General features: G+C 60.9%; 20 protein-coding genes and 1 pseudogene. 10 read left to right on the top strand and 11 right to left on the bottom strand.

Annotation, left to right across the window (positions count from 1 at the left end; genetic code table 11):
* Window positions 1-17: 17 nt before the first annotated feature.
* From FBZ99_RS18880 to FBZ99_RS18840, 9 genes and pseudogenes are all read right to left on the bottom strand, one after another.
* The gene (locus FBZ99_RS18880) at window positions 18-1,082 is read right to left on the bottom strand and encodes an ABC transporter ATP-binding protein (protein ID WP_113420705.1); all 1,065 of its coding nucleotides are present in this window, start codon (window positions 1,080-1,082) and stop codon (window positions 18-20) included.
* 81 nt (window positions 1,083-1,163) lie between these two features.
* A complete protein-coding gene (locus tag FBZ99_RS18875; protein ID WP_145321293.1) occupies window positions 1,164-2,462 on the bottom strand; it encodes a D-tagatose-bisphosphate aldolase, class II, non-catalytic subunit in 1,299 nt (432 codons plus the stop codon).
* Window positions 2,459-3,412: an SIS domain-containing protein gene (locus tag FBZ99_RS18870; protein WP_145634276.1), complete on the bottom strand. Its 954-nt coding sequence runs from the start codon at window positions 3,410-3,412 to the stop codon at window positions 2,459-2,461. Before FBZ99_RS18870 ends, FBZ99_RS18875 begins: the two co-directional genes overlap by 4 nt.
* Before the next feature lie 12 nt (window positions 3,413-3,424).
* Window positions 3,425-4,281, bottom strand: a pseudogene (locus tag FBZ99_RS18865) (carbohydrate ABC transporter permease).
* Window positions 4,281-5,198 carry a carbohydrate ABC transporter permease gene (locus FBZ99_RS18860; RefSeq protein ID WP_145321289.1) on the bottom strand — a complete coding sequence of 306 codons (918 nt, stop codon included), beginning with the start codon at window positions 5,196-5,198 and terminating at the stop codon, window positions 4,281-4,283. Before FBZ99_RS18860 ends, FBZ99_RS18865 begins: the two are co-directional and overlap by 1 nt.
* Entirely contained in the window at window positions 5,195-6,451 is a 1,257-nt protein-coding gene (locus FBZ99_RS18855; protein ID WP_145634274.1) for an ABC transporter substrate-binding protein, read from the bottom strand. The genes FBZ99_RS18860 and FBZ99_RS18855 overlap by 4 nt, the downstream gene beginning before the upstream one ends.
* Complete coding sequence (locus tag FBZ99_RS18850; RefSeq protein ID WP_145634272.1) at window positions 6,444-7,442, bottom strand: N-acetylglucosamine kinase; 999 nt, start codon at window positions 7,440-7,442, stop codon at window positions 6,444-6,446. Before FBZ99_RS18850 ends, FBZ99_RS18855 begins: the two co-directional genes overlap by 8 nt.
* A complete protein-coding gene (locus tag FBZ99_RS18845) occupies window positions 7,439-8,215 on the bottom strand; it encodes a DeoR/GlpR family DNA-binding transcription regulator (protein ID WP_145634270.1) in 777 nt (258 codons plus the stop codon). Before FBZ99_RS18845 ends, FBZ99_RS18850 begins: the two co-directional genes overlap by 4 nt.
* A 204-nt stretch (window positions 8,216-8,419) precedes the next feature.
* The gene (locus tag FBZ99_RS18840) at window positions 8,420-9,736 is read right to left on the bottom strand and encodes an alpha-glucosidase/alpha-galactosidase (protein WP_145634266.1); all 1,317 of its coding nucleotides are present in this window, start codon (window positions 9,734-9,736) and stop codon (window positions 8,420-8,422) included.
* A 110-nt stretch (window positions 9,737-9,846) separates the two neighbouring features.
* Here FBZ99_RS18840 and FBZ99_RS18835 point away from each other — a divergent pair, with 110 nt between their 5' ends.
* Complete coding sequence (locus FBZ99_RS18835; protein ID WP_145634257.1) at window positions 9,847-10,749, top strand: helix-turn-helix domain-containing protein; 903 nt, start codon at window positions 9,847-9,849, stop codon at window positions 10,747-10,749.
* Here FBZ99_RS18835 and FBZ99_RS18830 read toward each other — a convergent pair.
* Window positions 10,738-11,814 (bottom strand): LacI family DNA-binding transcriptional regulator, encoded by a 1,077-nt coding sequence (locus FBZ99_RS18830; RefSeq protein WP_145634256.1) that lies wholly within the window; start codon window positions 11,812-11,814, stop codon window positions 10,738-10,740. The genes FBZ99_RS18835 and FBZ99_RS18830 overlap by 12 nt on opposite strands.
* Window positions 11,815-12,034: 220 nt before the next feature.
* On the opposite strand from FBZ99_RS18830, the gene FBZ99_RS18825 reads away from it, so the two are divergent.
* From FBZ99_RS18825 to FBZ99_RS18795, 7 genes are all read left to right on the top strand, one after another.
* On the top strand, window positions 12,035-12,988 hold the full coding sequence (locus FBZ99_RS18825; protein ID WP_145634254.1) for a sugar phosphate isomerase/epimerase family protein: 954 nt from the start codon (window positions 12,035-12,037) through the stop codon (window positions 12,986-12,988).
* A gap of 59 nt (window positions 12,989-13,047) precedes the next feature.
* Complete coding sequence (locus FBZ99_RS18820) at window positions 13,048-14,280, top strand: ABC transporter substrate-binding protein (RefSeq protein WP_145634252.1); 1,233 nt, start codon at window positions 13,048-13,050, stop codon at window positions 14,278-14,280.
* 68 nt (window positions 14,281-14,348) lie between these two features.
* Complete coding sequence (locus FBZ99_RS18815; protein WP_113420697.1) at window positions 14,349-15,236, top strand: carbohydrate ABC transporter permease; 888 nt, start codon at window positions 14,349-14,351, stop codon at window positions 15,234-15,236.
* Window positions 15,236-16,120 (top strand): carbohydrate ABC transporter permease, encoded by an 885-nt coding sequence (locus FBZ99_RS18810; RefSeq protein ID WP_145634250.1) that lies wholly within the window; start codon window positions 15,236-15,238, stop codon window positions 16,118-16,120. Before FBZ99_RS18815 ends, FBZ99_RS18810 begins: the two co-directional genes overlap by 1 nt.
* 4 nt (window positions 16,121-16,124) lie before the next feature.
* Window positions 16,125-17,207 carry an ABC transporter ATP-binding protein gene (locus tag FBZ99_RS18805; protein WP_145634248.1) on the top strand — a complete coding sequence of 361 codons (1,083 nt, stop codon included), beginning with the start codon at window positions 16,125-16,127 and terminating at the stop codon, window positions 17,205-17,207.
* Window positions 17,208-17,237: 30 nt separating this feature from the next.
* Window positions 17,238-18,890: a GMC oxidoreductase gene (locus tag FBZ99_RS18800; protein WP_145634245.1), complete on the top strand. Its 1,653-nt coding sequence runs from the start codon at window positions 17,238-17,240 to the stop codon at window positions 18,888-18,890.
* 452 nt (window positions 18,891-19,342) lie between these two features.
* The gene (locus FBZ99_RS18795) at window positions 19,343-20,635 is read left to right on the top strand and encodes an NCS2 family permease (protein ID WP_069614091.1); all 1,293 of its coding nucleotides are present in this window, start codon (window positions 19,343-19,345) and stop codon (window positions 20,633-20,635) included.
* Between the two features lie 148 nt (window positions 20,636-20,783).
* On the opposite strand, the gene FBZ99_RS18790 is transcribed toward FBZ99_RS18795, so the two are convergent.
* Complete coding sequence (locus FBZ99_RS18790) at window positions 20,784-21,269, bottom strand: ureidoglycolate lyase (protein ID WP_113353383.1); 486 nt, start codon at window positions 21,267-21,269, stop codon at window positions 20,784-20,786.
* 552 nt (window positions 21,270-21,821) lie between these two features.
* On the opposite strand from FBZ99_RS18790, the gene uraH reads away from it, so the two are divergent.
* Both uraH and xdhA read left to right on the top strand, forming a co-directional pair.
* Window positions 21,822-22,187, top strand: coding sequence for a hydroxyisourate hydrolase (gene uraH / locus FBZ99_RS18785; protein ID WP_113331751.1), 366 nt, complete (start codon window positions 21,822-21,824; stop codon window positions 22,185-22,187).
* A 2-nt stretch (window positions 22,188-22,189) separates the two neighbouring features.
* Window positions 22,190-23,674 carry a xanthine dehydrogenase small subunit gene (gene xdhA, locus FBZ99_RS18780; RefSeq protein ID WP_145634243.1) on the top strand — a complete coding sequence of 495 codons (1,485 nt, stop codon included), beginning with the start codon at window positions 22,190-22,192 and terminating at the stop codon, window positions 23,672-23,674.
* Window positions 23,675-23,677 lie beyond the last annotated feature (3 nt).

Genomic DNA, 23,677 nt, shown 5'->3' with positions numbered 1-23,677 from the left:
AGCAATGGCGAATGAGCTTACTCCAGCCGCCGGCCGGTCGCCGCGTCGAAAAGATGCAGCCTTCCAAGATCAGGTATCAACGAAAGACGGCCGCCAGCCTGCGTGGCCACCCGCTCGCGCAGCGCTATGACGAGATCGTCGGACCCGATACGGCAAACAATCAGGGTCTCCGCTCCGGTCGGCTCCACCACCACGACTTCCGCATCGATGCCGCCCTCGCCCATGGCAATGTTTTCGGGCCGCATGCCGTAGACAACCTCCGCGCCACGCTTGACGTCGAGCCCTGCGGGCAATGGAAGGCGCGCTCCGCCATCGGCGAGGAATTCCAGCGGGCCAGCGCTGCTGATCTTGCCGCGAATGAGATTCATCCCCGGGGAGCCGATGAAGCCAGCAACGAACAGGTTGGCGGGTCGGTCGTACAGTTCCAGAGGCGAGCCGATCTGCTCGACATAGCCGTCGCGCATGACGACGATCCGGTCCGCCATCGTCATGGCTTCGATCTGGTCATGGGTGACGTAGATCGTGGTCGTGCGTAAACGTTGGTGTAGTTGCTTGATTTCCGAGCGCATCTGCACGCGCAGCTTGGCGTCCAGATTGGACAGCGGTTCGTCGAAGAGAAATACCTGTGGCTGACGCACGATCGCGCGGCCCATGGCAACGCGTTGGCGCTGACCGCCGGACAGATTGCGCGGATAGCGCTCGAGCAGGTTTTCCAAGCCGAGGATCTGCGCCGCATCGCGCACGCGCTGCCGGATCTCTTCCTTCGGCGCCTTGGCCAGCCGAAGCGAAAAGCCCATGTTCGCCGCGACGGTCATATGCGGATAAAGCGCGTAGGATTGGAACACCATGGCGATGTCGCGGCTCTTGGCTTCGACATCGTTGACCACCCGACCGCCGATCGCGACCTCACCGCCACTGATCTCCTCCAGTCCGGCGATCATGCGAAGAAGCGTCGATTTTCCGCAGCCCGAAGGGCCGACAAGAATGACGAATTCGCCATCCTCGATATCGATATCCACTCCATGCAGAACTTCGAAGTGACCGTAGCTCTTGCGGACACTCGTCACGCTGACCGATGCCATTATGATCTCCAGTTAGAAAAGCGTGTGTCTGATCGCCAACGCCTTTGCCGACCGCCATGGCCGGAAAGCGCGCTAGGGCGACTATGCGAGCGTGGCCGCGGAATAGGGTTCCAGGGCCGCATCGATAGCGGCGATGCAGAGATCGCGCGCCCGAGGCGGAACCCTCCTTGCGACCACTGCCGGATAGACCCGGCCGAGATACTGGCTGATGAGCGTTTCCGGAATATCGCCTTCGAAGCGCGCGAACAGGGTCTCGACTGCCGCGGCCGCCTTCTCGTTCGGCCAATAGTAGCGGATGCGATCGCTATAGCTGAAATGGCGCTGCAGGCGCTGTTCCTCGGTCGAGCCCCCATAATGGGAATTCCAATGACCTGGATTTTCGAGCATGAGGGCCTCCATTGTCGTATAGATCGCATCAGGCGGAGCCCTTCCGGCGAGAACCGATGCGATGGCATCGAGGCCATAGAGCGCCTCCCGCAAGGCAAAGGTCAGGCCCGGGCCGACCTTGAGGATCGCAAAACCGCCCTGCACGAGGGCGGCGAGCGCGTCCCGGGGCTGATAGTCCGTGGAATGCGCCTCAAAGAGCAAGCCGGGCATTTGGTCGAGAGCGCCAATCAAGCCATCCGCGCGATCGGGTCTGTAAAGGACGACATTGGCATTGCCGAACTCGACGCCGGGCTGGACGACGATGGCGATCACCCGCTCCAGGGCGCTTTCGACACCGGCCTTGGCGAAGGCGGCACGATGCACCGCCAGCGTGTTTATCGCCGCCTCTGCTCGCGTCACCTCAAGCTCGTCGAGGGCGTGGGTGGCGCCGCCCGGCGGCGGGACCTCGGTTCCGATAATATAGACCGGTGGTCGGAGGCCGGAGCGACGAGCGGCCTCTTCCGCCACGCGGGCGAGCCGCGCGGCACGCTCCGCCGTCAGTTCGTCGGCCAAGGCGACGGGCTCGCCCGCGCAGCCCATCGAGGTATCGAGATGGATCTTTTCGAAGCCCGCCTCGATATAGGTGGCAATCATCGCTTCGGCCTTCGCCATTGCTTCCTCCGCGGGAAGCTTCCTCCACGGGTTCGGCCCAAGATGGTCGCCGCCCAGGATGAGGCGATCGATGGGAAGGCCGACCGCGACGGCGATTTCCTCGACGAAACGGCGGAAATCGCGGGGTGTCATCCCGGTATAGCCGCCGTCCTGATTGACCTGATTGCAGGTCGCTTCGATCAGCGCGACCGCCCCTTCCGAAGCCGCACGCTTGAGCGCCGCCTCGATAACGAGCGGATGCGCGGAGCAAACGGAGGTGATGCCGTGCGGCAGTGTCTTGACGCGATCGCCGAGAAGCTTCTTCAGCGCGATGCCGCGATTGTGCTCGAAGGAGGCGTTCATCCGAGCATCACAACCTTGGTCAGATGACGGGGCGATACCGTATCGACACCCTTCGACTGTGCTGCCCTTTCTCCAAGGATCTGCAGAGCCGGCAGCACGTAGAGGCTCACGAGTGCCGGATCGCAATCGACAGTCAGTTCCAGATCGCCTGGACCGCCAAAGCCGATGACAGTCGCTCCCTTTTGCCGCAACTCCTCGATCAGCAGGGCTTCCGCGACCTTCTGATCGGCGCTGTAAAGCATGACAACAGCGGTATTTTCATCGACGAGGCTGATCGGACCATGGCGGTATTCGAGCGGATGGAAGCCCTGGGTGACGATCTGGCTCATTTCCATCAGCTTCAGCGCCCCCTCCAAGGCAATGCCGTAGAGCGATCCGCTGCCGAGGAAGACGAAATGCGAGCGACCTTTGATGATCTTCGGAAGAGCCGCGTCGAGCTGATCAGCCAGGCGGCGTGCCGATTGGGCCATCGATGGCGGGATCTCCATGCCGACCATCTGCATGCCCAGAAGCAGCATCAGGCTCGCCGAAACCGTCATGACGATGCCCTCATCGCCGTGGGTCGCCGCTTCGATCAGCCGGTCGCAGTTCTTGGCAAGCGAGCTTTCGGGCTCGACCGTTATGGCGGTGACGAAAACGCCGGCCTTGCGGCTTGCCTTGGCGGCGGCAACGGTTTCCGTCGTTTCGCCGCTGCGCGAAAGGGCCACCAGATGGGCCTTCCGCCAACGTGGCCAGACGGCGGCTGGCCGGTTCAGCCATTCCGCACCCGGTACGGCAATCGCCGGATAGCCGGCAAGATTGGCGTGAGCCGCAAGCGATAAAGCAAGATTGTAGGATGTGCCGCAGCCCAGAAAAACCGTCAGTTCGGCATCATGCGGGGCGGAGACCGGTCCGATCGCCTTTTCCCAATAAGGGAATTGTTCGAAGATCACCTTTTCCGTCGTATTCATATCAGCTCCGATTTACTTGACCGATCCTGCCAGCAGACCGCTGACGAGGTATCGATTGAGAAAGATGACGACCAGGGCGGGAATGATGATGGCGATCGATCCGCTTGCCGTGATCAGCCCATAGTCGATGAAGTTCTTGGTGACGAATTCCGGGATCAGCACCGTCAGGGGCTTCGTCGCCTGCGGCGAGAAGATGAGCGGGACGAGATACTGCCCCCATGCGCCAAGAAAGGTTAGGATGGCCGCCGCCGTCAGGCCGGGACCGGCAAGCGGCAGGACGATGTTGAAGAAGATGTAGAGCCTGCCCGCGCCATCGAGCTGTGCCGCCTCCTCAAGCGCGATCGGCAATGCCTCGAAGACGCTGCGCAGCAACCACGGGACAAAGGCAGATAGGCCGACACATAGATCAATGCCACGCCGACATAGGTGTCGACCAAATGAAGGCTGATCATGATCCGGTAAAGTGGGATCAGCACCGCGTAGCCGGGGATTGCCAGTGTCGCGACCACAGCTGCAAACAAAAAACCACGACCAGGAAACTGGATCCGCGTGAAGGCATAGGCGCCGAGGGCCGATATCGCCACGCAAAGAAGCGTCGCGGCCACCGAGGTGACGATGCTGTTGATCAGTGCCGCGCGAAACTGCGACCAGACCTGAACTCCGCCGATCCTGGCAATATCGATGCCGAAGAGGCGCGAGAAATGGTCCAGCGTGAAATGCTGCGGAAAGAAATGGATCGGTCTAGCCGAAAAGTCCTCGGTCGGAGTGATGGAGCTTGCAAGCGTCCAGTAGATCGGCCCGAGCGACCAGATCAGGAGAACCGCGACACCGGCCCAGATCAGCAAACGATAGGAAAGGCTCTGTTTCATCAATCAAACCTGGTGTTGCGATAGACCCGCAGGACATAGACGAGCGAAACCAGCAGCGAGACCAACGTGATCACGAGAGACAAGGCCATGCCGTAAGAGAAACGCAGGTTCTGGAAGGTCTCGAGATAGATCTGGACGAGAACCGGTCGCGTCTCGAGGCTGGAACCCGCCAAGACCCAGGCCTCATCGAAGAGGTTGAATGCATTGACGGTCGCGTTGGTCATGGCAACGGCAATGGCGCTGCGCACCAGCGGAAGCGTGACCAAGGCGAACATCTGCGTGCGCGTTGCACCATCGATGCGCGCGGCCTCATAGAGATGAGCGGGAATGCTCTGCATGGCGGCCAGCACGATGACGACGGTGAGGGGCATCATGCGCCAGACGTGAACCACCGTGACGGCGATGATGGCGCTGGTGCGATCGTTGAACCAGACGTGGTTTTCAAATGGCAACCCCACGGCCGATAGAATGCCATTCAGCAATCCCGCGCCGGGCTGATAGATCCAGAGCCAGATCACCGCGTTGACGACACCGGGCAACGCCCAGGGCAGGACGACAGCCGCGAGCAGCCATTGCCGTCCAACCTTGACCTGATTGATGAGAGCGGCAGCCAGCACGCCGAACACCGTTTCAGCGATGACCGCAAGCACGACATAGAGAAATGTGTTGATCCATGTCGTACCAAGCGCCGCGTCGGAGAACATGCGGGTGTAGTTCTCCAGCCCGACGAAAGGTGTTCCCGCCTGCATCGGATTGACCCTGTGCAGGCTGTCCCACACCGTTCTTCCGATCGGGTAGAAAACAAGGGCCGCCATCGTGATCAGGATCGGCGAGACAAGCAGGATACCCAGCATGGTGTCGGCCTTGACGCCGGCACCACGCCTGCTCCTGCCATCGGCAGAGACTGCGATTGTCATTGCGCCGATGCCTGCTTTGCCGCTTCGGCGATGTTCTGCATGGCCTGATCGACGGTGACCTGGCCCTTCGCCGCGCTATTGATGGCTGTATTTACCGCGCTGGAGAATTCCGGATACCAAGGAGGCGTACCCTGCGGGAACAGCGGCTCGACGGTCTTCGATTGCGCGACCAGCGTATCGCCACTCAGCAGCTGGCTGGCGGCGTTGAGCTCGGACAATGCCGAGGTGCGGGTCGGCAATGCGCCATTGGCCGCGTTCTTCTTCTGGAAGTCCTTGCTGGTGAACCATTTGACGAAGGCGATGGCGGCGTCCCTATTTTGTGAAACGCGGGGAATCGCGAGTGCTTCGGGAAGGCCGAAGCTGCGGGTCTCGCCGCTTGCCGTCGGCACCAGGATCGCCTCGATCTGACCGGCCACTTTCGACTGCTTGGGATCGTTCATCTGACCGATCCTGCCCGGCTCGCCCGAGATCATGATGCTCGTGACGCCCTGGGCAAACATGCTCTCATTGATCTGGCTGTCCTTGAGGCCGGTCGACGCCGGATCGACGAGCCCCTCCTTCAGCAGCATCAGCTCGAAGGCGAGTGCCTTGTAGCCGGCCGAATCCTTCGAGACGAAAAGCGGCTTGAAATCCTTGTCGAACAGTTCGCCGCCGAAGGCCTTGGTTAGCAGGTACCAGCTTGTGGACGCGCCTTCGGTCGCCGAAAGCGGCAGGCCGATCGGATAGGTCGCGATCTTCTTTTCCTTGATCTGCTTGGCGGCGGCGACAAGTTCGTCGAGTGTCCTCGGCATTGTCGTGATGCCCGCGTCGGCGAAATGCTTCTTGTTGATCAGCATGACGCGGAAGTCGTTGGTATAGGGCACGCCGAGCAGATTGCCGTTGACCGTGAAGATCTTGGAGACACCGATATCCTTGACCGTATCGGCGTCGATCACGTCGTTGAGCGGCAGATACCAGTCCGCGGCGCTGAACTGGCCGGTCCATGACCAATCGAATTCGGTGACATCGGCCGGCGCTGTTCCCGCGATCAGCGAGGTGACGAGCTTGGGGCGGATATCGTCCCACGAGAGTGTCTGCATATTGACGTGAATGCCGGTCTCGGCTTCGAAGTCGCCGGGAATGTTGGGCGCCTGTGGCGAAGGCATCAGCACTGTGATCGATTGACCGGCAAGCGGTTTCGCATCCTGAGCGAGAGCCGGAACGGCGGCAACGAGCGCCGCCAGAGCGACGAATGGCAAAGTAAATTTACGCATGTTCCCTTCTTTCCTTGTTATTGAGGTCTGCTTCACCTGAATGCACCGCCGCGGTCTTTGCCGTTGCGGCGATTTGCGTGATCCAGCCGTCATCCACCGGCCAGTCGAGGAGTCGGGCGGCCGCCAGGAGGGCGCCGCCGATGGGAGGAAGCTTCGGGCTCACGGCCGGGCGACCGATGCGCCGCTCGAGCGCGGTTAGCAGGGCGCGGCTTGCAAATGTTCCGCCGGCATGGGTCCAGTCTGCCGACGGATCGCAATGCGGCGCTATGGCGTCGATATGCTTTGCCAGTTCGGATGCGGCCTGATCGATCAGTCGTTTGGCTGCTGCGTCACCAGCGCGCGCAACGCGATCGACGAGAACTGAGAGGGCAGCGATCTCGGCGCGAGGGTTTTCGAGTTCGCTCACCCATCCTCCCAGCGCATTGACCGGGTCGATGCTGTCGAGGCTCAGGAATTCGAACATGGCCTTCGCCAGCGTGGTCGGACCTGCCCGCCCGTCGAGACTCTGACTGACGAGGCTGAGAGCTGCCCGCCCGATCCAATAGCTGCTGCCCTCGTCGCCGATGACATCGCCCCATCCGCCGACGCGCGCAGATGCGCCAGCGCTGTTGCGTGCCCAGGCCATGGAACCCGTTCCGGACAGGATCAGAATACCGGGCTTTCCGGCGAAGGCGCCGAGATGAGCCGCGTCGACATCGTTGAGAATATGCCGCTTGGCCTTGGGGAAGCTGGTCTCTATAGACTCGCGCTGCCGTTCCGACAAGTGGGCGACCTCACCATAGGCCGGCAGCGCGGCGGCGACGGCGGCCGGCTGCTCCCGCTCCAGGAAGGGGCGCAGGGCAAGATCCAGCTCGCGCCGCCAGTTCGGATTGTCCATCGGATTGACGCCGCCGCTCCGCGTCATCTGGAGTACGTTGCCGGCTCTATCAGCGAGCGCGACCAGCACCTTGCTGCCGCCGCCATCGATGCCGAGGATCAGCTCGTCGCTCATTCCGGCGCTCCGAGATCCGCGATTGTCATCTCGACGCCGAGGTTGACGAGTTCGCCGCGCCAATGGGCGGAAAGACCCGCATCGGTTATCACCTTGGCGGCACTCAGGGGAGCGACCTTATAGGTCGCCATCGTGCCGAATTTGGAGGAATCGGCGAGCACGAAACGGTGCGCCGAGCGGCTGAGCATGCATTTATTGAGGCTCGCTTCGGCGCTGTCGACACTATAGATCGCGCCATCCGGGCTGATGGCGCTCGCGCCGAGAAAGAGTTGATCGAACCAGATGCTCTCAAGCATCGCTTCGGCCTGCGGCCCGACGAGCGAAGCATTTTCGCTGCGAAGCTGGCCACCGAGCAAGACGACGTCCAGATTGGGAATATTAAGGAATTCCTGCGCCACGGTCAGGCCATTGGTGAAGATGCGAAGTGGGATCGGGTTGAGGCGGATAAGACGCGCGAGCTGCAAGACGGTGGTTCCGGCGTCGAGAAAGATCGCCGTGCGCGGGCTCAGCAAATCGTAGGCAGCTGTTGCAATTGCACGCTTGGCCGACAAATGCCGCTTGGCTCGCTCCTGAAAGGCAAGCTCCACCGAGGAGCCCTCGGCGATGCGAGCGCCGCCATGTACCCGGTCGATGGCGCCTTCCCGTTCGAGCACCTGCAGGTCCCTGCGCACCGTTGCCAGGGACGCGCCGATGGCGTCCGCGAGCGCCTGGATGGTCGAAAATCCGTTCGCATAGAGATGACTGCGAATAGCATCGAGACGATCGACTTTCACCCCACCGCCTGACTCAACGAAGGTTCCTCTTTCGCAATTGCTTCTATTTCGCTCAAACTTCCACCCAATAAGATCAATGTTAATCAGAATTTTGATCTTTTTTGATTTATTCCAGTGATCACCTCAGACCAAAAATGCAAACGCGCGGCCTCCTCTGTTGAGGAGACCGCGCTTGGGAATTACCTTCGCTGAAGACGTGATGGGCTAGTGGTAGGCGGGCAAAAGACTGCCGTGCTGCTCGATCATATCGTCGACAAGCGTCCATATTTGATCGGGTGACAGTTCCGCCGAGGTGTGCGGATCAAGTAGGGCCGCCTGATAGATGCGATCTCGCTTCTTCGTCACTGCCGCTTCGGCCGTCAGCTCCTGCACGGAAACGCTTAAGCGCATGACGGCGGCGAGCTGCGAAGGTATCCGCCCGATGCGCATCGGCTGAATGCCGTTGTGATCGACATGGCATGGAACTTCGACAATACACTCGTCAGGCAGATTTTGGATCAGTCCATTGTTCGGGACATTTCCGTAGATCAGCGCGGGCTGCCCGGTGACTGCCGCGTGAATGATGCCGGCCGCGTATTCGTTGCTCCGGCAGACATCGATCGGCTTGCCGCCTTCAAGGTCGCGACGCAACTCGTGCCAGTCGGCGATCTGGACCTCGCAACGGCGGATATATTCATCCAGGGGAATATTGAGCCGCTCTATCAGATCGCTACGGCCTTCCTTGATATACCAGGATGTATATTCCGAGAAATGCTCGCTCGATTCCGTGACGAAGTAGCCAAGTCTTTTTAGAACGTCGAAACGCACCCGATCGTCAGCTGGAATGCGTCCTTCTTCGGCCAGAGCGCGCAGACGCGGATAGAGGTCCTCGCGGCTGCCGTCGGCGTGCAGCTTTTCATATTTGAGAAAGAAGGCGACATGGTTGATGCCGGCCGAGAGATAGTTGATATCGGCGACATCCTCGCCGAGGCAATCGGCAAGATGGGTGGCCGTGTGCTGCACGCTGTGGCAAAGCCCGACGGTGCGGATGTGGGGCGCGATCTCCTTGATCGCCCAGCAATTGATCGCCATCGGGTTGACGTATTGCATCAGCAGGGCGTCGGGGCACACGTCTTCCATGTCACGGCAGATTTCTTCGAGAACAGGAATGGTGCGAAGCCCGCGGAAAATACCACCGATCCCGAGCGTATCGGCTATGGTCTGCCGGAGACCGTGCCGTTTCGGGATCTCGAAGTCAGTCACCGTGGCCGGCTTATAGCCGCCGACCTGCATCATCAGGATGACGAAATCCGAACCTTTCAGCGCTTGTCGGCGATCAAGCGACGCCTCGACGCGCACCTTGTCGAGATGAAGCGCCTCGCAGAGCCGGCGGGCAACGATTTCGGATGTTTTCAGGCGCTCCGGATCGATGTCGAAGAGGCTGATGACGTAATCGCCACCCGTTTGACTGGAAAGGACGTCGCCCAGAATATTCTGGGCAAAGACGGTGCTGCCGGCACCGATCAGGCAGATCTTTGGCATGAAGGGATCTCCGCTTGGAATAGCTTTGAGCCTCAATGCCTCTTTCAATTCGGAATTTCCTCCTGCTATCAATGAAATTATTCCCGGATTCGCGCCACCAGATAGGTCCCATGCCGAAACCCAGCCATTCCGTCGAGCGCGAAGCTCTCATCACATCCGCCGGCGGCTTTCTGATCGAGCGGCACATCGCCGATGCCATGAGCGCTGCGCATTGGCACGACCATGTCGAGCTGAACTTCCTCATGGAAGGGCAGATGACCTATATCTTCAATGGGAGGCAGGAGCAGGTCGAAGCGGGGCGACTGGTGCTGTTCTGGGCCGCCATTCCGCATAGGACGATTACGGTCACCCCTGGTGCGCCACTCATCTGCATCTATCTTCCGCTCGTCGACTTCCTGAGTTTGCCGATCGAGCGTAGCGTACGGCAGTCGATCATGCAGGGACGGTTTTCGGCCGACAGCCGCCCCTACCCCGCCGACGCGATGCTCCTGGCGCAATGGGTGGCCGATTGGGAGCATGGCGACATGGCTCGGCGTCGGCTGATCCTCGACGAGGTCAAGGTCAGAATACGGCGTTTCGTTCTCGATGCTCCCGACGACAACCGTGATTACGCCCAACGGCGCTCGGTACCGGCCGTCGGCATCGCCGTGCAGCGCACCGAAACATTGACGGACCTTATTCATACCCGTTATTGCGAACCGGTAAGCCTGCCAATGCTGGCAGGGCTCGCCGGCATCCATCCCAGCACGGCCAACAAGCTATTCCGCAGCGTATTGGGCATCTCCGTCAACGAATATCTGACGCGCTATCGCCTGGCCCGGGCGATGCAGCAGCTCGCAGAAACCAACAGCCCGATCCTTCAGGTCGCCTATGACTGCGGCTTCGGGTCCAGCAGCCGGTTCTACGACATCTTCAAACGGCGGACGGGAACGACGCCGAGACTGTTCCGGTCGTCGCTCGGACGGGATGGAGGCACTGATGATAGCGATGCAATGCCGTTCCTAACCATTTGACGGCGCCGGACCAAAGCTCTCGCGCCGAATGAGCTTGCTTTCGATGACATGACGCAGGGCCGTTGCCTTATCCGGCGCATCGATCCGCTCCATCAGCAAGCTCACGGCCATCTGGCCCATTTCCTCCACCGGCTGTTCGATGGTCGATAATGGCGGCAGCGAATATTCGCAGACCGGAGCGCCGTCGAAGGATACGATGGAAAGATCTGTCGGAATTTTCCAGCCCATGCGTTGAACGCAACTCATGAAGGAAATCGCCATGTCGTCGCTCGTGGCAATGACGGCCGTCGGCTTCAAGATGAGATCGGCAAATTCCGCCGCCGCGGCGACGCCGATCTGGAAACCATGCTGATAGTCGAGGCTGCCGCCGGACCTGACGATCGCGGTCTCCGGCAGACCCGCGGCGGCAAGCGCTTCAACGGCGCCCAGATAGCGTTCTCTATCGTGATAATTGCCCTCAGGGCCGGCAAGATAAAGGAAACGGCGGTGGCCAAGAGCAAGCAATTCGGCCGTGGCCTCGCGAACGGCCTGCCGATCATTGGTCACGACGCTCGGCAGGGCCGCGTGGCTCATATCGAACAAAAGCGACACGATCGGCAGGGCCGAATCCTTCAGTGACCGACCACCATGGACCGGTAGATCCGAGGAGAGGATGATGGCGCCACGCACCGTGCCGCCGAAAGCCAGATCGAGGATATGGCGCTCGGAAGCCTCGTCGCGATCGAGGTTGGCAATCATCAGGTGATAGCCGTTCTGGCTCAACGATCGATTTATCCCCTGCAGGACCAGAGGAATGACCTGCGAGACACCGTAATAAAGCGAGCCCGGCAGAATGATCATGACGACGTTGGACTTGCCGACACGAAGCCCCCTCGCCATGGCATTGGGCGTATAGCCGAGCTGCTTGGCGGCGGCATCGATCTTGGCGCGGGTCTTCTCGTTGACGCGACCGGGATTGGCAAGCGCCCGGCTCACCGTCGAGATCGCGACGCCTGCCAGCCGAGCGACGTCGGCCATCAAAGGGCCGGAATGCTCTTCTGCTGGCAGATCCTTGTTATTCTTCACTTTTTGGCGTCCTCCCCAATGCCTGTCGCGCGGGATGCTACGGCAAAGCTTATCATTTAGCAAACGTTTGCCAAAAATCGCTTGCATATAAAAACGACTTGTCTACTATCTAGGCACGGCAAACGTTTGCCACTTGCAGTGCATTGAAATCATTATGGATTATTTGCCGTGGATCGTGGTTCCGCGAGCGATCTTCCATGTCTTAAGAACGGATAATCTCATGAACTCTGCGGAACGGCTGCGTTTTGGTGTCGATCTCGTCACCTTTTTCCACCCCGGATTTTGGGGCGTAGGGGATTATGACGGCATCATCGCGCTATCGCGCAATGAGCCACGTGCCTTCTGGGACAAGATACTGGATGCCGTGCAAGCCTCCGGCGTCACCGGCGTGGAACTGACCTTCTCGCCCTTCAACTGGCAGGATGCGACGAAGACCTATGGTTCGGTCGAGAACTTCGCCGCAGAGCTTTCCAGGCGTGGCCTGACGCTTGCGAGCGGCTTCTTCGCGGAACTCGAAGCCGCCGGCGATTTCACCGAGGCCTCCGCCCAGGCCGCCATCATCGATAAGGCAGAAAAATATGCCGAATTCCTCAAGGCATGCGGCAGCGATATCATGGTCATCGGCGCGCCGCTTCGCCAGACGCTCGGCGCTCAGCCGGTACGGTTCTTCGATTTCGAGCAGGCGCGCAAGATTGCCGATTTCCTCAATCGCCTCGGCGCCGCTCTCTACGCCAAGGGTGTGCGGCTCGCTCTCCACACCGAGGCGCATTCGATTTTCGCGGCAGCGCGCGACGTCGATCTGCTGATGCTGCTGACCGATCCCGCCTACGTGCATATGTGCCCGGATACGGCGCATATCATCGTTGCCGGCTCCGATCCGCTGCAGCTTGTCGATCGTCACCATGAGCGCGTCATCATCGCCCATTGGAAGGATGCGCTTGGCCCGATGCCGGCCGATACGGTCATCGACGAGCATATCCATGATCGCCATCGCCCCTATTTCTGCGGCTTCGGTCTCGGCCGGGTCGACTGGCCGGGCTGGGCCAGGCTGCTGCGCGACCGCGGCTATGAAGGCTGGGCGATACTCGAGCTGGATGCCGCGCCCGATCCGGTCGGCGATATCGCCAACGGCCTGACGCTGGTCAGACAGGCGCTCTTGCCGATTTATCGCTGATACCAACGATCCGAAAACGAATAGCCCCGCCAAGAGGGCTTTCCTGAAGAGGTGGAACGATGAAAGACATAGTGAAAATGCTACTGATGGGAGCCGCGCTCGTTACGGCTTCCATTCCTGCCCATGCGGAAGACAAGCCGCAGGCCGAGGTGATGACCTCCTGGACATCAGGCAGCGAAGCCGCCGCCCTCAGCGTCGTCAAGCAGGAGTTCGAAAAGCGCGGCGGCACCTGGAAAGACTCTTCCATCGCCGGTTTCGGCGCGGCCGATGCCGCTTTCCAGAACCGTCTGGTCGCCGGCGATCCGCCGACCGCAAAACAGGCCGTGCTCGGCCTTGCCAATGCCGATTTCGTCAATCAGGGGCTTATGAACCCGATCGACGATGTGGCGAAAGCCGGCAAATGGGCCGACGTCCTGCCGAAATCGATCTACGATCTCATCACCTATAACGGCAAGGTCTACCTCTCCCCGACCGGCGCCCATGGCGAGAGCTGGGTGTTCTATTCCAAGGATGCCTTCGCCAAGGCTGGCCTCACCGGCGAGCCGAAGAGCTGGGATGAATTCTTCTCGGCACTCGATAAGCTCAAGGCAGCCGGCATTCAGCCCGTCGCCTGGGGCGGCCAATCCTGGCAGGAATCCAAGGTCTTCAACATGATCCTGCTGACCCAGGTCGGCATCGACGGCTTCCTCAAGATCTATGCAAACAAGGACAAGGGCGATACATCCGTCGAGGGCGTGAAGAAGACGCTCGATATTCTCGGCAAGCTTCGCGCCTATGTCGACGAGGGGGCTGCGGGCCGCAACTGGAACGACGCGACCGCCATGGTCATCACCGGCAAGGCGGGCGTGCAATTCACGGGCGATTGGGCCAAGGGTGAATTCGTTGCAGCCGGCAAGGAACTGGGCAAGGATTATGGCTGCATGCTCGTGCCGCAATCGCCGGGCATGGTCTACGTCGCCGATTCCTTCTCCTTCCCAAAGATCGCCGATGCGGCCGCGCAAAAGGGCCAGACCCTGCTTGCGGAGGTCGCCATGGATCCGACCGTGCAGGTCGAATTCTCGCTGAAGAAGGGCTCGGTGCCGATGCGCACCGACGTCGACAAGTCCAAGCTCGATACCTGCGCGCAAAAAGGCCTTGAGCTGATGAGAGCCGGCAAGATCGTGCCGGATCAGGCGCTGATCCTTTCGCCGCAGCAGGCCGGCGCACTCAACGACTTCGTTGACGAGTTCTGGACCAATCCGTCCGAGGACAGCGCCTCAGGCGCGGAGAAGTTCTTCGCGATCTTCGAATAGCCTTCCAGCGAGCCGATCCTCGAATTCCGGTCGATCGGCTCCGCCCATCCTTTTGAGAAAGTTTGCCTATGCAAACCAAGCGCAGACGACCCCTTGCTGCGACCTTTGCCCTGCTGCCGACATGGATTGCCGCGATCGTCGTCTATATCGGCACCATGGTCTGGTCGGTGCGCCTGTCCTTTACGGATTCGACCATTTTCCCCTCGTCCAACTATGTCGGCTTTGCCCAATATGCCAAGCTGTTCCGGACATCGCGATGGCTCGCATCCCTGGAAAACGTGCTGATCTTCGGCGTTCTCTACGTCGCCGGCTGCCTTGTTCTCGGCTTCGTGCTCGCCGCGGCCCTCGATCGCAAGGTTCGTTTCGAAAGCCTCTTTCGCACCATCTTCCTCTACCCCTATGCCATGTCCTTCGTGGTTACCGGCCTCATCTGGCAGTGGATGCTGAACCCGACCTTCGGCATTCAGGCGACCGTCAGGGCGCTCGGCTGGCAGAGCTTCGTCTTCGACTGGATCGTCAATCGCGACATGGCGATCTATACGGTGGTCTTCGCCGGTGTCTGGCAGGGAGCCGGTCTCGTCATGGTCATCGCACTGTCAGGCATGCGCGGGATTGGCGAGGAGCAATGGAAAGCCGCCCAGATCGATGGCATTCCGGTCTGGCGCATCTATGCCTCGATCATCCTGCCGCAGCTTGGGCCGGCGCTTGCCGCATCGGGCATGCTGCTCTCCATGGGCGTGATCAAGACCTATGACCTCATCGTCGCGCAGACTGGTGGGGGCCCTGGCTATTCGACCGAGGTGCCGGCAAAATTCATCATGGATAATCTCTTCGAACGCCAAAACCTCGGCCTTGCGAGCGCCGGCGCCACCGTGCTCGTGCTTTCGGTCGTCATGGCCGTCGCTCCGTTTCGCTACGCGCTCCATATGCGCGCCAGAAGAAGGGGAGCACATTGATGGCGGCTCTTCATCCCCGTGGTCCCAAGCCATCACGGCTCACGGCAGGCCAGATCGGGCTCTATGCCTTCCTCATCCTGTCCGCGCTCTTCTTCCTGCTGCCGCTTTATACGATGCTCGTCACCTCGCTAAAGACGATGGAAGAGATCCGCCAGGGTCGCATCTTCGCCTTCCCCGATACCATCGATTTCACCGCCTGGAAGACAGCGTGGTCGGGAGCCTGCATGGGCACCCAATGTCTGGGTGTGCGCATCGGCTTCTGGAATTCGGTCAGGATCACGGTGCCGGCAGTCGCGATTTCCGTCTTCATTGGCGCGATCAACGGTTATGCCCTGTCCTTCTGGCGGCCGAGGGGCTCGAACCTGCTATTCGGCCTTCTGATGGCCGGCGGCCTCATCCCCTACCAGATCTTCCTCTATCCGCTGGTGCGGCTGCTCGCCAACCTCAGCCTTTATAACTCAGTGGCAGGCGTGGTCCTCGTCCACGTGATCTTCGGCCTGCCGCTGGTGACGCTGCTGTTTCGCAACTATTTCGTCGCCATTCCCGAGGAGCTCTGCAAAGCGGCTCGCGTCGACGGCGCCGGCTTCTGGCGGATCTTCATCGAGATCATGCTGCCCATGTCGGTGCCGATGATCGTCGTCGCCTCGATCTTCCAGTTCACCGGAATCTGGAACGACTTCCTGATCGGCCTGGTCTTCGCCGGACGCGACAACCTGCCGATGACGGTGCAGCTCAACAACATCGTCAACACCACCATGGGCGAGCACGCCTACAATGTGAACATGGCTGCCACCATTCTGACCGCCGTCGTCCCGCTCGCCATCTATTTCTTCTCCGGCCGCTGGTTCCTGCGTGGTGTCGCCGCCGGCGCCGTCAAGGGGTAATGCCATGCAGCCTGCCGTCTCGGTCAAGGATCTCAAGATCGCCTATGGTGATCACACCGTCATCGACAAGCTGTCGATCGACATCGCTCCGCGCGAATTTCTCGTGCTGCTCGGCCCTTCCGGCTGCGGAAAGTCGACCCTGCTCAACTCGATCGCCGGCCTGCAAGACATCCGCGACGGCGAGATCTGGATCTCGGACAAGAATGTCACCTGGGCCGAGCCGAAGGATCGCGGCATCGGCATGGTCTTCCAATCCTATGCGCTCTATCCCCGCATGTCGGTGCGCAAGAATCTCTCCTTCGGCCTGCGCGTGGCGGGTCTTCCCAAGGCCGAGATCGAGGCGCGCATCGCCCGCACGACGTCGCTTCTCCACCTCGACAAACTGCTCGACCGCCGACCCTCGGAATTATCGGGCGGCCAGCGCCAGCGCGTCGCGATCGGCCGCGCCCTTGTGCGTGAGGTCAATGTTTTCCTGTTCGACGAACCGCTATCCAATCTCGACGCCAAGCTGCGCAACGAGCTGCGCGTCGAGATCAAGAAGCTGCATCAGAGCCTCGGCAACACGATGATCTATGTCACGCATGATCAGGTCGAGGCGCTGACGCTTGCCGATCGCATCGCCATCATGAAGGACGGCGTGATCCAGCAGCTCGCCAGCCCTTCCGAGATCTACCACCGCCCGGCCAATCTCTTCGTCGCCGGCTTCATAGGGGCGCCGGCGATGAACTTCATCGAGGGCGAGATCATTTCGAAGGCGGACGCGCCGGTCTTCGAAAGCAACGGACTTGCGATCCCCCTCGCCGGCTACCCTTTCCTCAGCGCCGTCAACGCAGGTCCCGCCACGCTTGGCATCCGGCCGGAGCATATCGCGCCGAATGGCGCGGACGTGGGTTGGCCTACCCTTCCGGGCACTGTCTCGGTCGTCGAGCCGATGGGCGCCGATACCGTGCTGTGGTTCGACTGGGCGGGCCGAAGCCTCTCCTACCGCGTCATGGGAGATGCCGCGCTCCAGCCGGGTGCGGCGATCACGCCCGGCCTCGATATCGCCAAGGCCTCCCTCTTCGGCGCTGACGGCGCCCGCCTCTAAGACCACTTCCACAGCATACGGAAATTATCCATGTCTCAGACTGTCTATGACGCGCTGGTGATCGGCTCCGGCGCCGCTGGCTCCTTCGCCGCCAAGGAATTGACTGCCCAAGGGCTGTCGGTGCTGCTGCTCGAGGCCGGCCCGGCGGTGACCCAGAAGGATTTCGATCCGAACCGCAAGAAGGCGCCGGCCAGCAGCATCAATATCTGGGAGCGCGCCCGCGCCACGCTGAAGGGCCAGCCGATCCAGGCGCGCGCCGCCTTCTTTACCGAGCGCTTCAGCCATTTCTTCGTCAACGATCGCAAGAACCCTTATACGACCCCCAAGGATGCGCCATTCCTGTGGATACGCGGCCGCCAGGGCGGCGGCCGTCTGCACAGCTTCGGCCGGGTGCTGCTGCGCTGGACGGATGATGATTTCAAGATCCGCTCGAAGACGGGCAAGGGCGTCGACTGGCCGGTTTCCTACGACGAGCTCGCGCCCTATTATGCCGAGGTCGAAGCAAGCCTTGGTCTCTATGGCAATGAGGATGGCGTGGAGACATTGCCCGACGGCGTCTACGCCCATCCGGCGAAACTGACCCCGGCCGAAGAAATCTTCAAGACGGAAGTCGAAGGACGCTGGCCGAAGCGGCATGTCGTTTCCTGGCGCTATATCGCGCCCGATGCCGAACGGACGCCGAAGCCGCTGCGCGAGGCGTTGGCGACAGGACGGCTGACCATCCGCCATGACGCCATCGTGCGGCGTATCACCACCGACGATGCCGGCGGCCGGGCGACGGGTGCCGAGTTCATCGACCGCGCGACCGGCAAGGTCGAGGCCGCGCGCGCTGCCCTCGTCGTGCTCTCCGCATCGCCGATTGAAAGCGTCCGGCTGCTTCTCAATTCGGCCACGGCTCGCCACCCCCATGGGCTCGCCAACAGCTCGGGTGCGCTCGGGCGCTATTTCATGGATCAGCTTCCATGCCTTGCCTTCGGCTCTTTCTCCAAGGCGAAAGGATGGGCGACCGATGATTCAGCGCCTGTCGATCCCTTCTACAATCCATCCGGCGGCATTTTCGTACCGCGCTTTGGAGAGGGCGACACAGGCCGCGGCGATTTCGACTATCAGGGAAGCATCGGTCGGGCGCCGACACCGGATGACGAGCCTTCACGACTGGCCTTCTTCGGCTTCGGCCGTATGCTGCCCTATGCCGACAATCGCATCACGCTCGATGCAGGGCGCAGGGATGCCTGGGGAATTCCGGTGCCCCATATTCGATGCGTCATGGGCGAGGAGGAACATGCCTTGCTGCGCCGTCAGGAAGAGGTATTGATCGACATGGTGCGCGGCGTCGGCGGCGAGCTGGAATTCATCGGCTCGCCCACCGGTCTTAGGGAAATGGGCCGTGGCGCCTTCCGCGATGCCGATCCGTTCAGCCGCTTCATGTTCCGCAGATGGTTCCGCAAGACCATGTGCATGGGCGCCGCAATCCATGAAACCGGCGGCGCGCGCATGGGGGCATCGAACAACGACTCCGTCCTCAATGCCCATAACCAGAGCTGGGATATCCCCAACCTGCTCGTGACGGATGCTTCCGCCTTTCCGGGCAGCGGCATTGCCGGCACCACGCTGACCGTGATGGCGCTGACCATCCGCGCCTGCAGGAACATCGCCGATCGATATCGCGCCGGACAATCATGATCAGGCGCTTCGTTCCGATTGGAATTCAAACCTTCGGTCGACCTCCATTTTAGATATGGAGGCTCGCCGCACTCCTCCATGGCCGCCGTCCGTGTAACCTTCGCGGTTTCGCCATCTGATGGAAATAGTTTGGCTTTGTCACCTTGCCACTGTAAATATCGTGCATATCTTTCTGCCCAACTACATCGAGCGATTGTGCAGGACGAAGAGGTGGGTTCGACCACTCCGTTACGGTGCCCAACCCAGAAGAAATTCGCGCCGAAATAGCTTGAAAAATTAGAATGTCTTTCGCCAATTGCAGGGAAATCCGGCTCTAGCGCGCAAAGCCATTTAAAGCGCACAATCTCCCCTCGCCACGAAGCGTCGAAAACCGCTTCTCGCGCCAGCATCTGGAGGAGATGCGGGACAAGCCCCATGATTTGACGAGCGTCGGGAACGCTTAGGGAGGAACAATGCTTGAACGACTTTTCAAATTGAGTGAGCACGGCACGTCCGCGCGCACCGAACTCATCGCCGGCGTGACGACGTTCCTGACGATGTCCTATATCATCTTCGTCAATCCCGACATTCTGTCGACGACCGGCATGGATCGCAACGCGGTCTTTGTCGCCACCTGTCTCGCAGCCGCGCTGGGTTCGATCGTCATGGGCCTCGTCGCCAATTGGCCGATCGGCATGGCACCGGGCATGGGGCTCAATGCCTTCTTCGCCTTCACCGTGGTTTCGGCTCTCGGCTTTACCTGGCAGCAGGCGCTCGGCGCGGTCTTCATTTCGGGCTGTATTTTCGTCCTGTTGACGGTAACCGGCGTGCGCAGCTGGCTGATTGCCGGCATCCCGCATTCGCTCAGAAGCGCGATTGCCGCGGGTATCGGTCTCTTCCTGGCGATCATCGCGCTCAAGAGCGCCGGCATCGTCGTCGCCAACAAGGCGACCCTCATTGGCCTCGGCGACCTCAAACAGACCGGCCCCCTTCTCGCGATCTTCGGCTTCTTCGTCATCGCCGTTCTCGATGCGCTGAAAATAAGAGGTTCGATCCTCATCGGTATTCTCGCCGTCACCATTCTCTCCTGGATCTTCGGCGTCAGCGAGTTCCACGGCATTGTTTCGGCGCCGCCGTCGATCATGCCGACCTTTTTGCAGCTCGACATCGTCGGCGCTCTCCATGGCGGCCTGGTCCATATCATCCTCGTCTTCGTGCTTGTCGAGGTTTTCGACGCCACCGGGACGCTGATCGGCATCGCCAAGCGGGCGAACCTGATCCAGGAAGGAAAGCCGAACAGGCTGAGCCGGGCTCTGCTTGCCGATAGCGCGGCCATCGTCGCCGGCTCACTGATGGGCACGAGCAGCACGACGGCCTTCGTCGAAAGCGCGTCGGGCGTCCAGGCCGGTGGTCGCACGGGTCTGACCGCGATCACCATCGCCGCCCTCTTCATCGCCGCCCTCTTCTTCTCGCCGCTCGCGGCTTCCGTGCCAGCCTATGCGACGGCTCCGGCGCTGCTCTATGTCGCGGGCCTGATGATGCGCGAGCTGACCGAAATAGAATGGGATGACCTGACCGAGGCGGCACCCGCTGCAATCACCGCGCTTGCGATGCCCTTCACCTACTCGATCGCCAATGGTCTTGCTTTTGGCTTCATCACCTATGTGGCCGTGAAAGTCTTCACCGGCCGCTGGTCGATGCTGCATCCGGCAACACAGATCGTCGCGGCCCTGTTCGTCGTACGCTTCGCCTTCTTCGCGGATTGACGGCGGAATGATTTCAAGGCCGGGTCGTTCGCTGGAATGACCCGGCCTTTTGGCGTTCCGCAGATTGCGAGGAACGGGAACCACTTTGACAAATAAGGGGCGCTGCAACCGCAGCGCCCCTTATTTGTCTGCACCGATCGAGATCCGATCAGCGGATCAGGAACGCCTCGTCATAGAAATGCTCCTCAAGATTGACGCCTTTGCCACCGCGATCCACAACGATGAAATCCGAGATGCCGTCGAGGGGCGTCAGGATGCCGTGCCAGACGTTGCGCCAGATATTGACGCCTTGTCCGGGCCTGGTTCGGAAAGCCATGGGCTCGCCCGGACCATTGTCCGTCTCCGGCGCCGCAACGACGAGGAACGGATTGCCGGTCAGCGGCACGAAGGCCTGGCTGCCGAGAGGGTGCCGCTCGACCATCTTCAGTTCCAGCGGCAGCGCATAGGGTTCGCCGCGCAGCCAACTGATCATCGTGCGTGCCTCCTCACCAATCGCTTCGACCTTTGCGAGATCATGATAACGAACGCATTTCCCGGCGTTGATGGGGAAACTTTGAGCCCCCTCCATTTCGATGACATCGCCAAAGGGCGCGAATGCGGCTCTCGCCAGCGGCTGAATTTCGATCACTTTCATTCATGGGTCTCCCGTTTCCATTCTCCGAAGTCATCTCTTCCTCGATCGACGATATGTTCGCTTGGGTTTGATACCTGACCCGCTGTGCGGACAGCGGAAATCGACCGGAGCGCGGCTGGCAACCCGGCGGCCGCCATGCCGCGGCTATTTCCATGGTCAATCACTACCGACGCTGATCACGAAGACCGCGGCATCGGATTCCCCCTGCCGCAAGCGCCTCTACCCGATACCCATCAGGGTCGGCCGAACATCGGCGTGCTCATCACGTCCGCCATGCAATACGGAAATCTGCATTTTCATCAAATGCATATCGCGATACCGGCACGTATTTCCCGGCCTCAGCGCATGCGAAGCGCGCAAGCCGTATTCATCCATCCCGCCGCGACATCGTATGAAACGCTCCTCCAAACGTTTCGACATCCAATGTCTAACCGCAAATCACGCGTGCCATTCCCCTTGGAAATTTTGAAAGTCTCGAACGTTACAGCTGCTTTTCATGGGAATGAGCCTGGCGGATAGTAGAGAAAGGAGCGCTACGTTCGGGAGAAGAATATGCAGTCTCATTCGCCAGGAGCCGGACGGCTCACGACCCACGTCCTGGATACGGCGCTCGGCAAACCTGCTGAAGGCTTGCGCATCGAACTCTACCGGATCGAGGGCGATGCACTGCACCTCCTGACGTCCACCGAAACCAACGACGACGGTCGCTGCGATGCGCCGCTGCTATCAGGCGAAACCATGCAGGCCGGCACCTACGAGCTGCGCTTCCATGCCGGTGACTATCTTGGCCGCACATCGGCGAGCCCGATGTTTCTAGACATCATTCCGATCCGCTTCGGTCTCGCTGATGAACAAGCGCACTACCATGTGCCGCTGCTCCTCTCGCCTTACAGCTACTCCACCTACCGCGGGAGCTGAAAATGACATCGACGAAAATCCGCTCCGAACTTCGTTTCATTCTCAACGGCCGGGACATCATTCTTACCGACGTGGCGCCGGACCAGACGCTGCTCGACTGGCTGCGCCTTTCCCGTTCGCTGAAGGGCACCAAGGAAGGCTGCGCCGAAGGCGACTGCGGCGCCTGCACGGTGCTTGTGGGTCGGCTGACGCCCGCGGGTGGCCTCGTCTATGAGAGCGTCAACGCCTGCATCCGCTTCCTCGGTTCGCTGGATGGCTGTCATGTGGTCACCGTCGAGCATCTCGCCCCGAGCGACGAACACCTGCATCCGGTGCAGCAAGCGATGGTCGACTTTCACGGTTCGCAATGCGGCTTCTGCACGCCTGGTTTCGTCATGTCGCTCTACGGACTTTGGATGCAGACGCCGAATCCCACGGATCAACAGATCGAAACAGCGCTCCAGGGCAATCTCTGTCGCTGCACCGGCTATGAACCGATCTTGCGCGCCGCCCGCTCCATCTCCCAATATGGCGGTACGCAAGACGACCCGCTGCTGATCGAACGCGAAACCATGATCGCGCGCCTGCAGGCCCTTCGCGATGGCGTCCGCGTCGAAATCGGCGAGGGTCGAAATCGGCTGATCGTGCCGGCGAACCTTGATGATTTCGCCTCGGTTCTGGAGGCATCGCCGACGGCGACCGTGGTGGCCGGCTCGACCGATGTCGGCCTCTGGGTCACCAAGCACATGCGCGACGTCACGCCGGTCATCTTCATTGCCGGGCTGCAGGAGTTGAAATCGATCGTGGTGAAAGACGGCGTGCTCAGCATCGGCGCCGGCGTCACCTATTCGGAGGCGTTCGCGACGCTTTCGCAGCATGTCCCGGCGCTTGGGCCGTTGATTACCCGCATTGGCGGCCAGCAGGTGCGCAACATGGGCACGATCGGCGGCAACATCGCCAACGGCTCGCCGATCGGCGATACGCCACCGGCGTTGATTGCGCTCAACGCGTCGCTGACCTTGCGCAAGGGCATCGTTCGGCGCACCATTGCGCTTGAAGACTTCTTCATCGCCTATGGCAAACAGGACCGCCAGCCTGGCGAATTCGTCGAAGCCATCCATATTCCGGTTCCTGCAGCCGCGGCGAAATTCGCCATCTACAAGGTGACGAAGCGCCGGGACGAGGACATTACCGCCACGCTCGGCGCCTTCCGGCTGGTACTTGGCGAAGATGGCACGGTTGCCGAAATCCGGATCGCCTATGGCGGCATGGCCGCGACGCCGAAACGGGCCTTCGCCGTCGAAAGGGCGCTGCTCGGCCAGCCCTGGAGCGAGAGGACCGTGGAGACGGCAATGGAGAAATATGCCCAGGATTACGCGCCACTGACCGACATGCGCGCCACGGCGGAATATCGCGCGTTGGCTGCCAGAAACCTGCTGCTGCGCTTCTACCTGGAAACGACGTCCATCGCGGCGCCGGCGCAGGTATCGAGATACGAGGCCGCGTAAGAC

Origin of the sequence: Rhizobium sp. ERR 1071, from assembly GCF_007828675.1 — a bacterium.
Classification (GTDB): domain Bacteria; phylum Pseudomonadota; class Alphaproteobacteria; order Rhizobiales; family Rhizobiaceae; genus Rhizobium; species Rhizobium dioscoreae.
The sequence above is the reverse complement of the archived record's forward strand: the minus strand, read 5'-3'. Positions and strand labels throughout refer to the sequence as shown.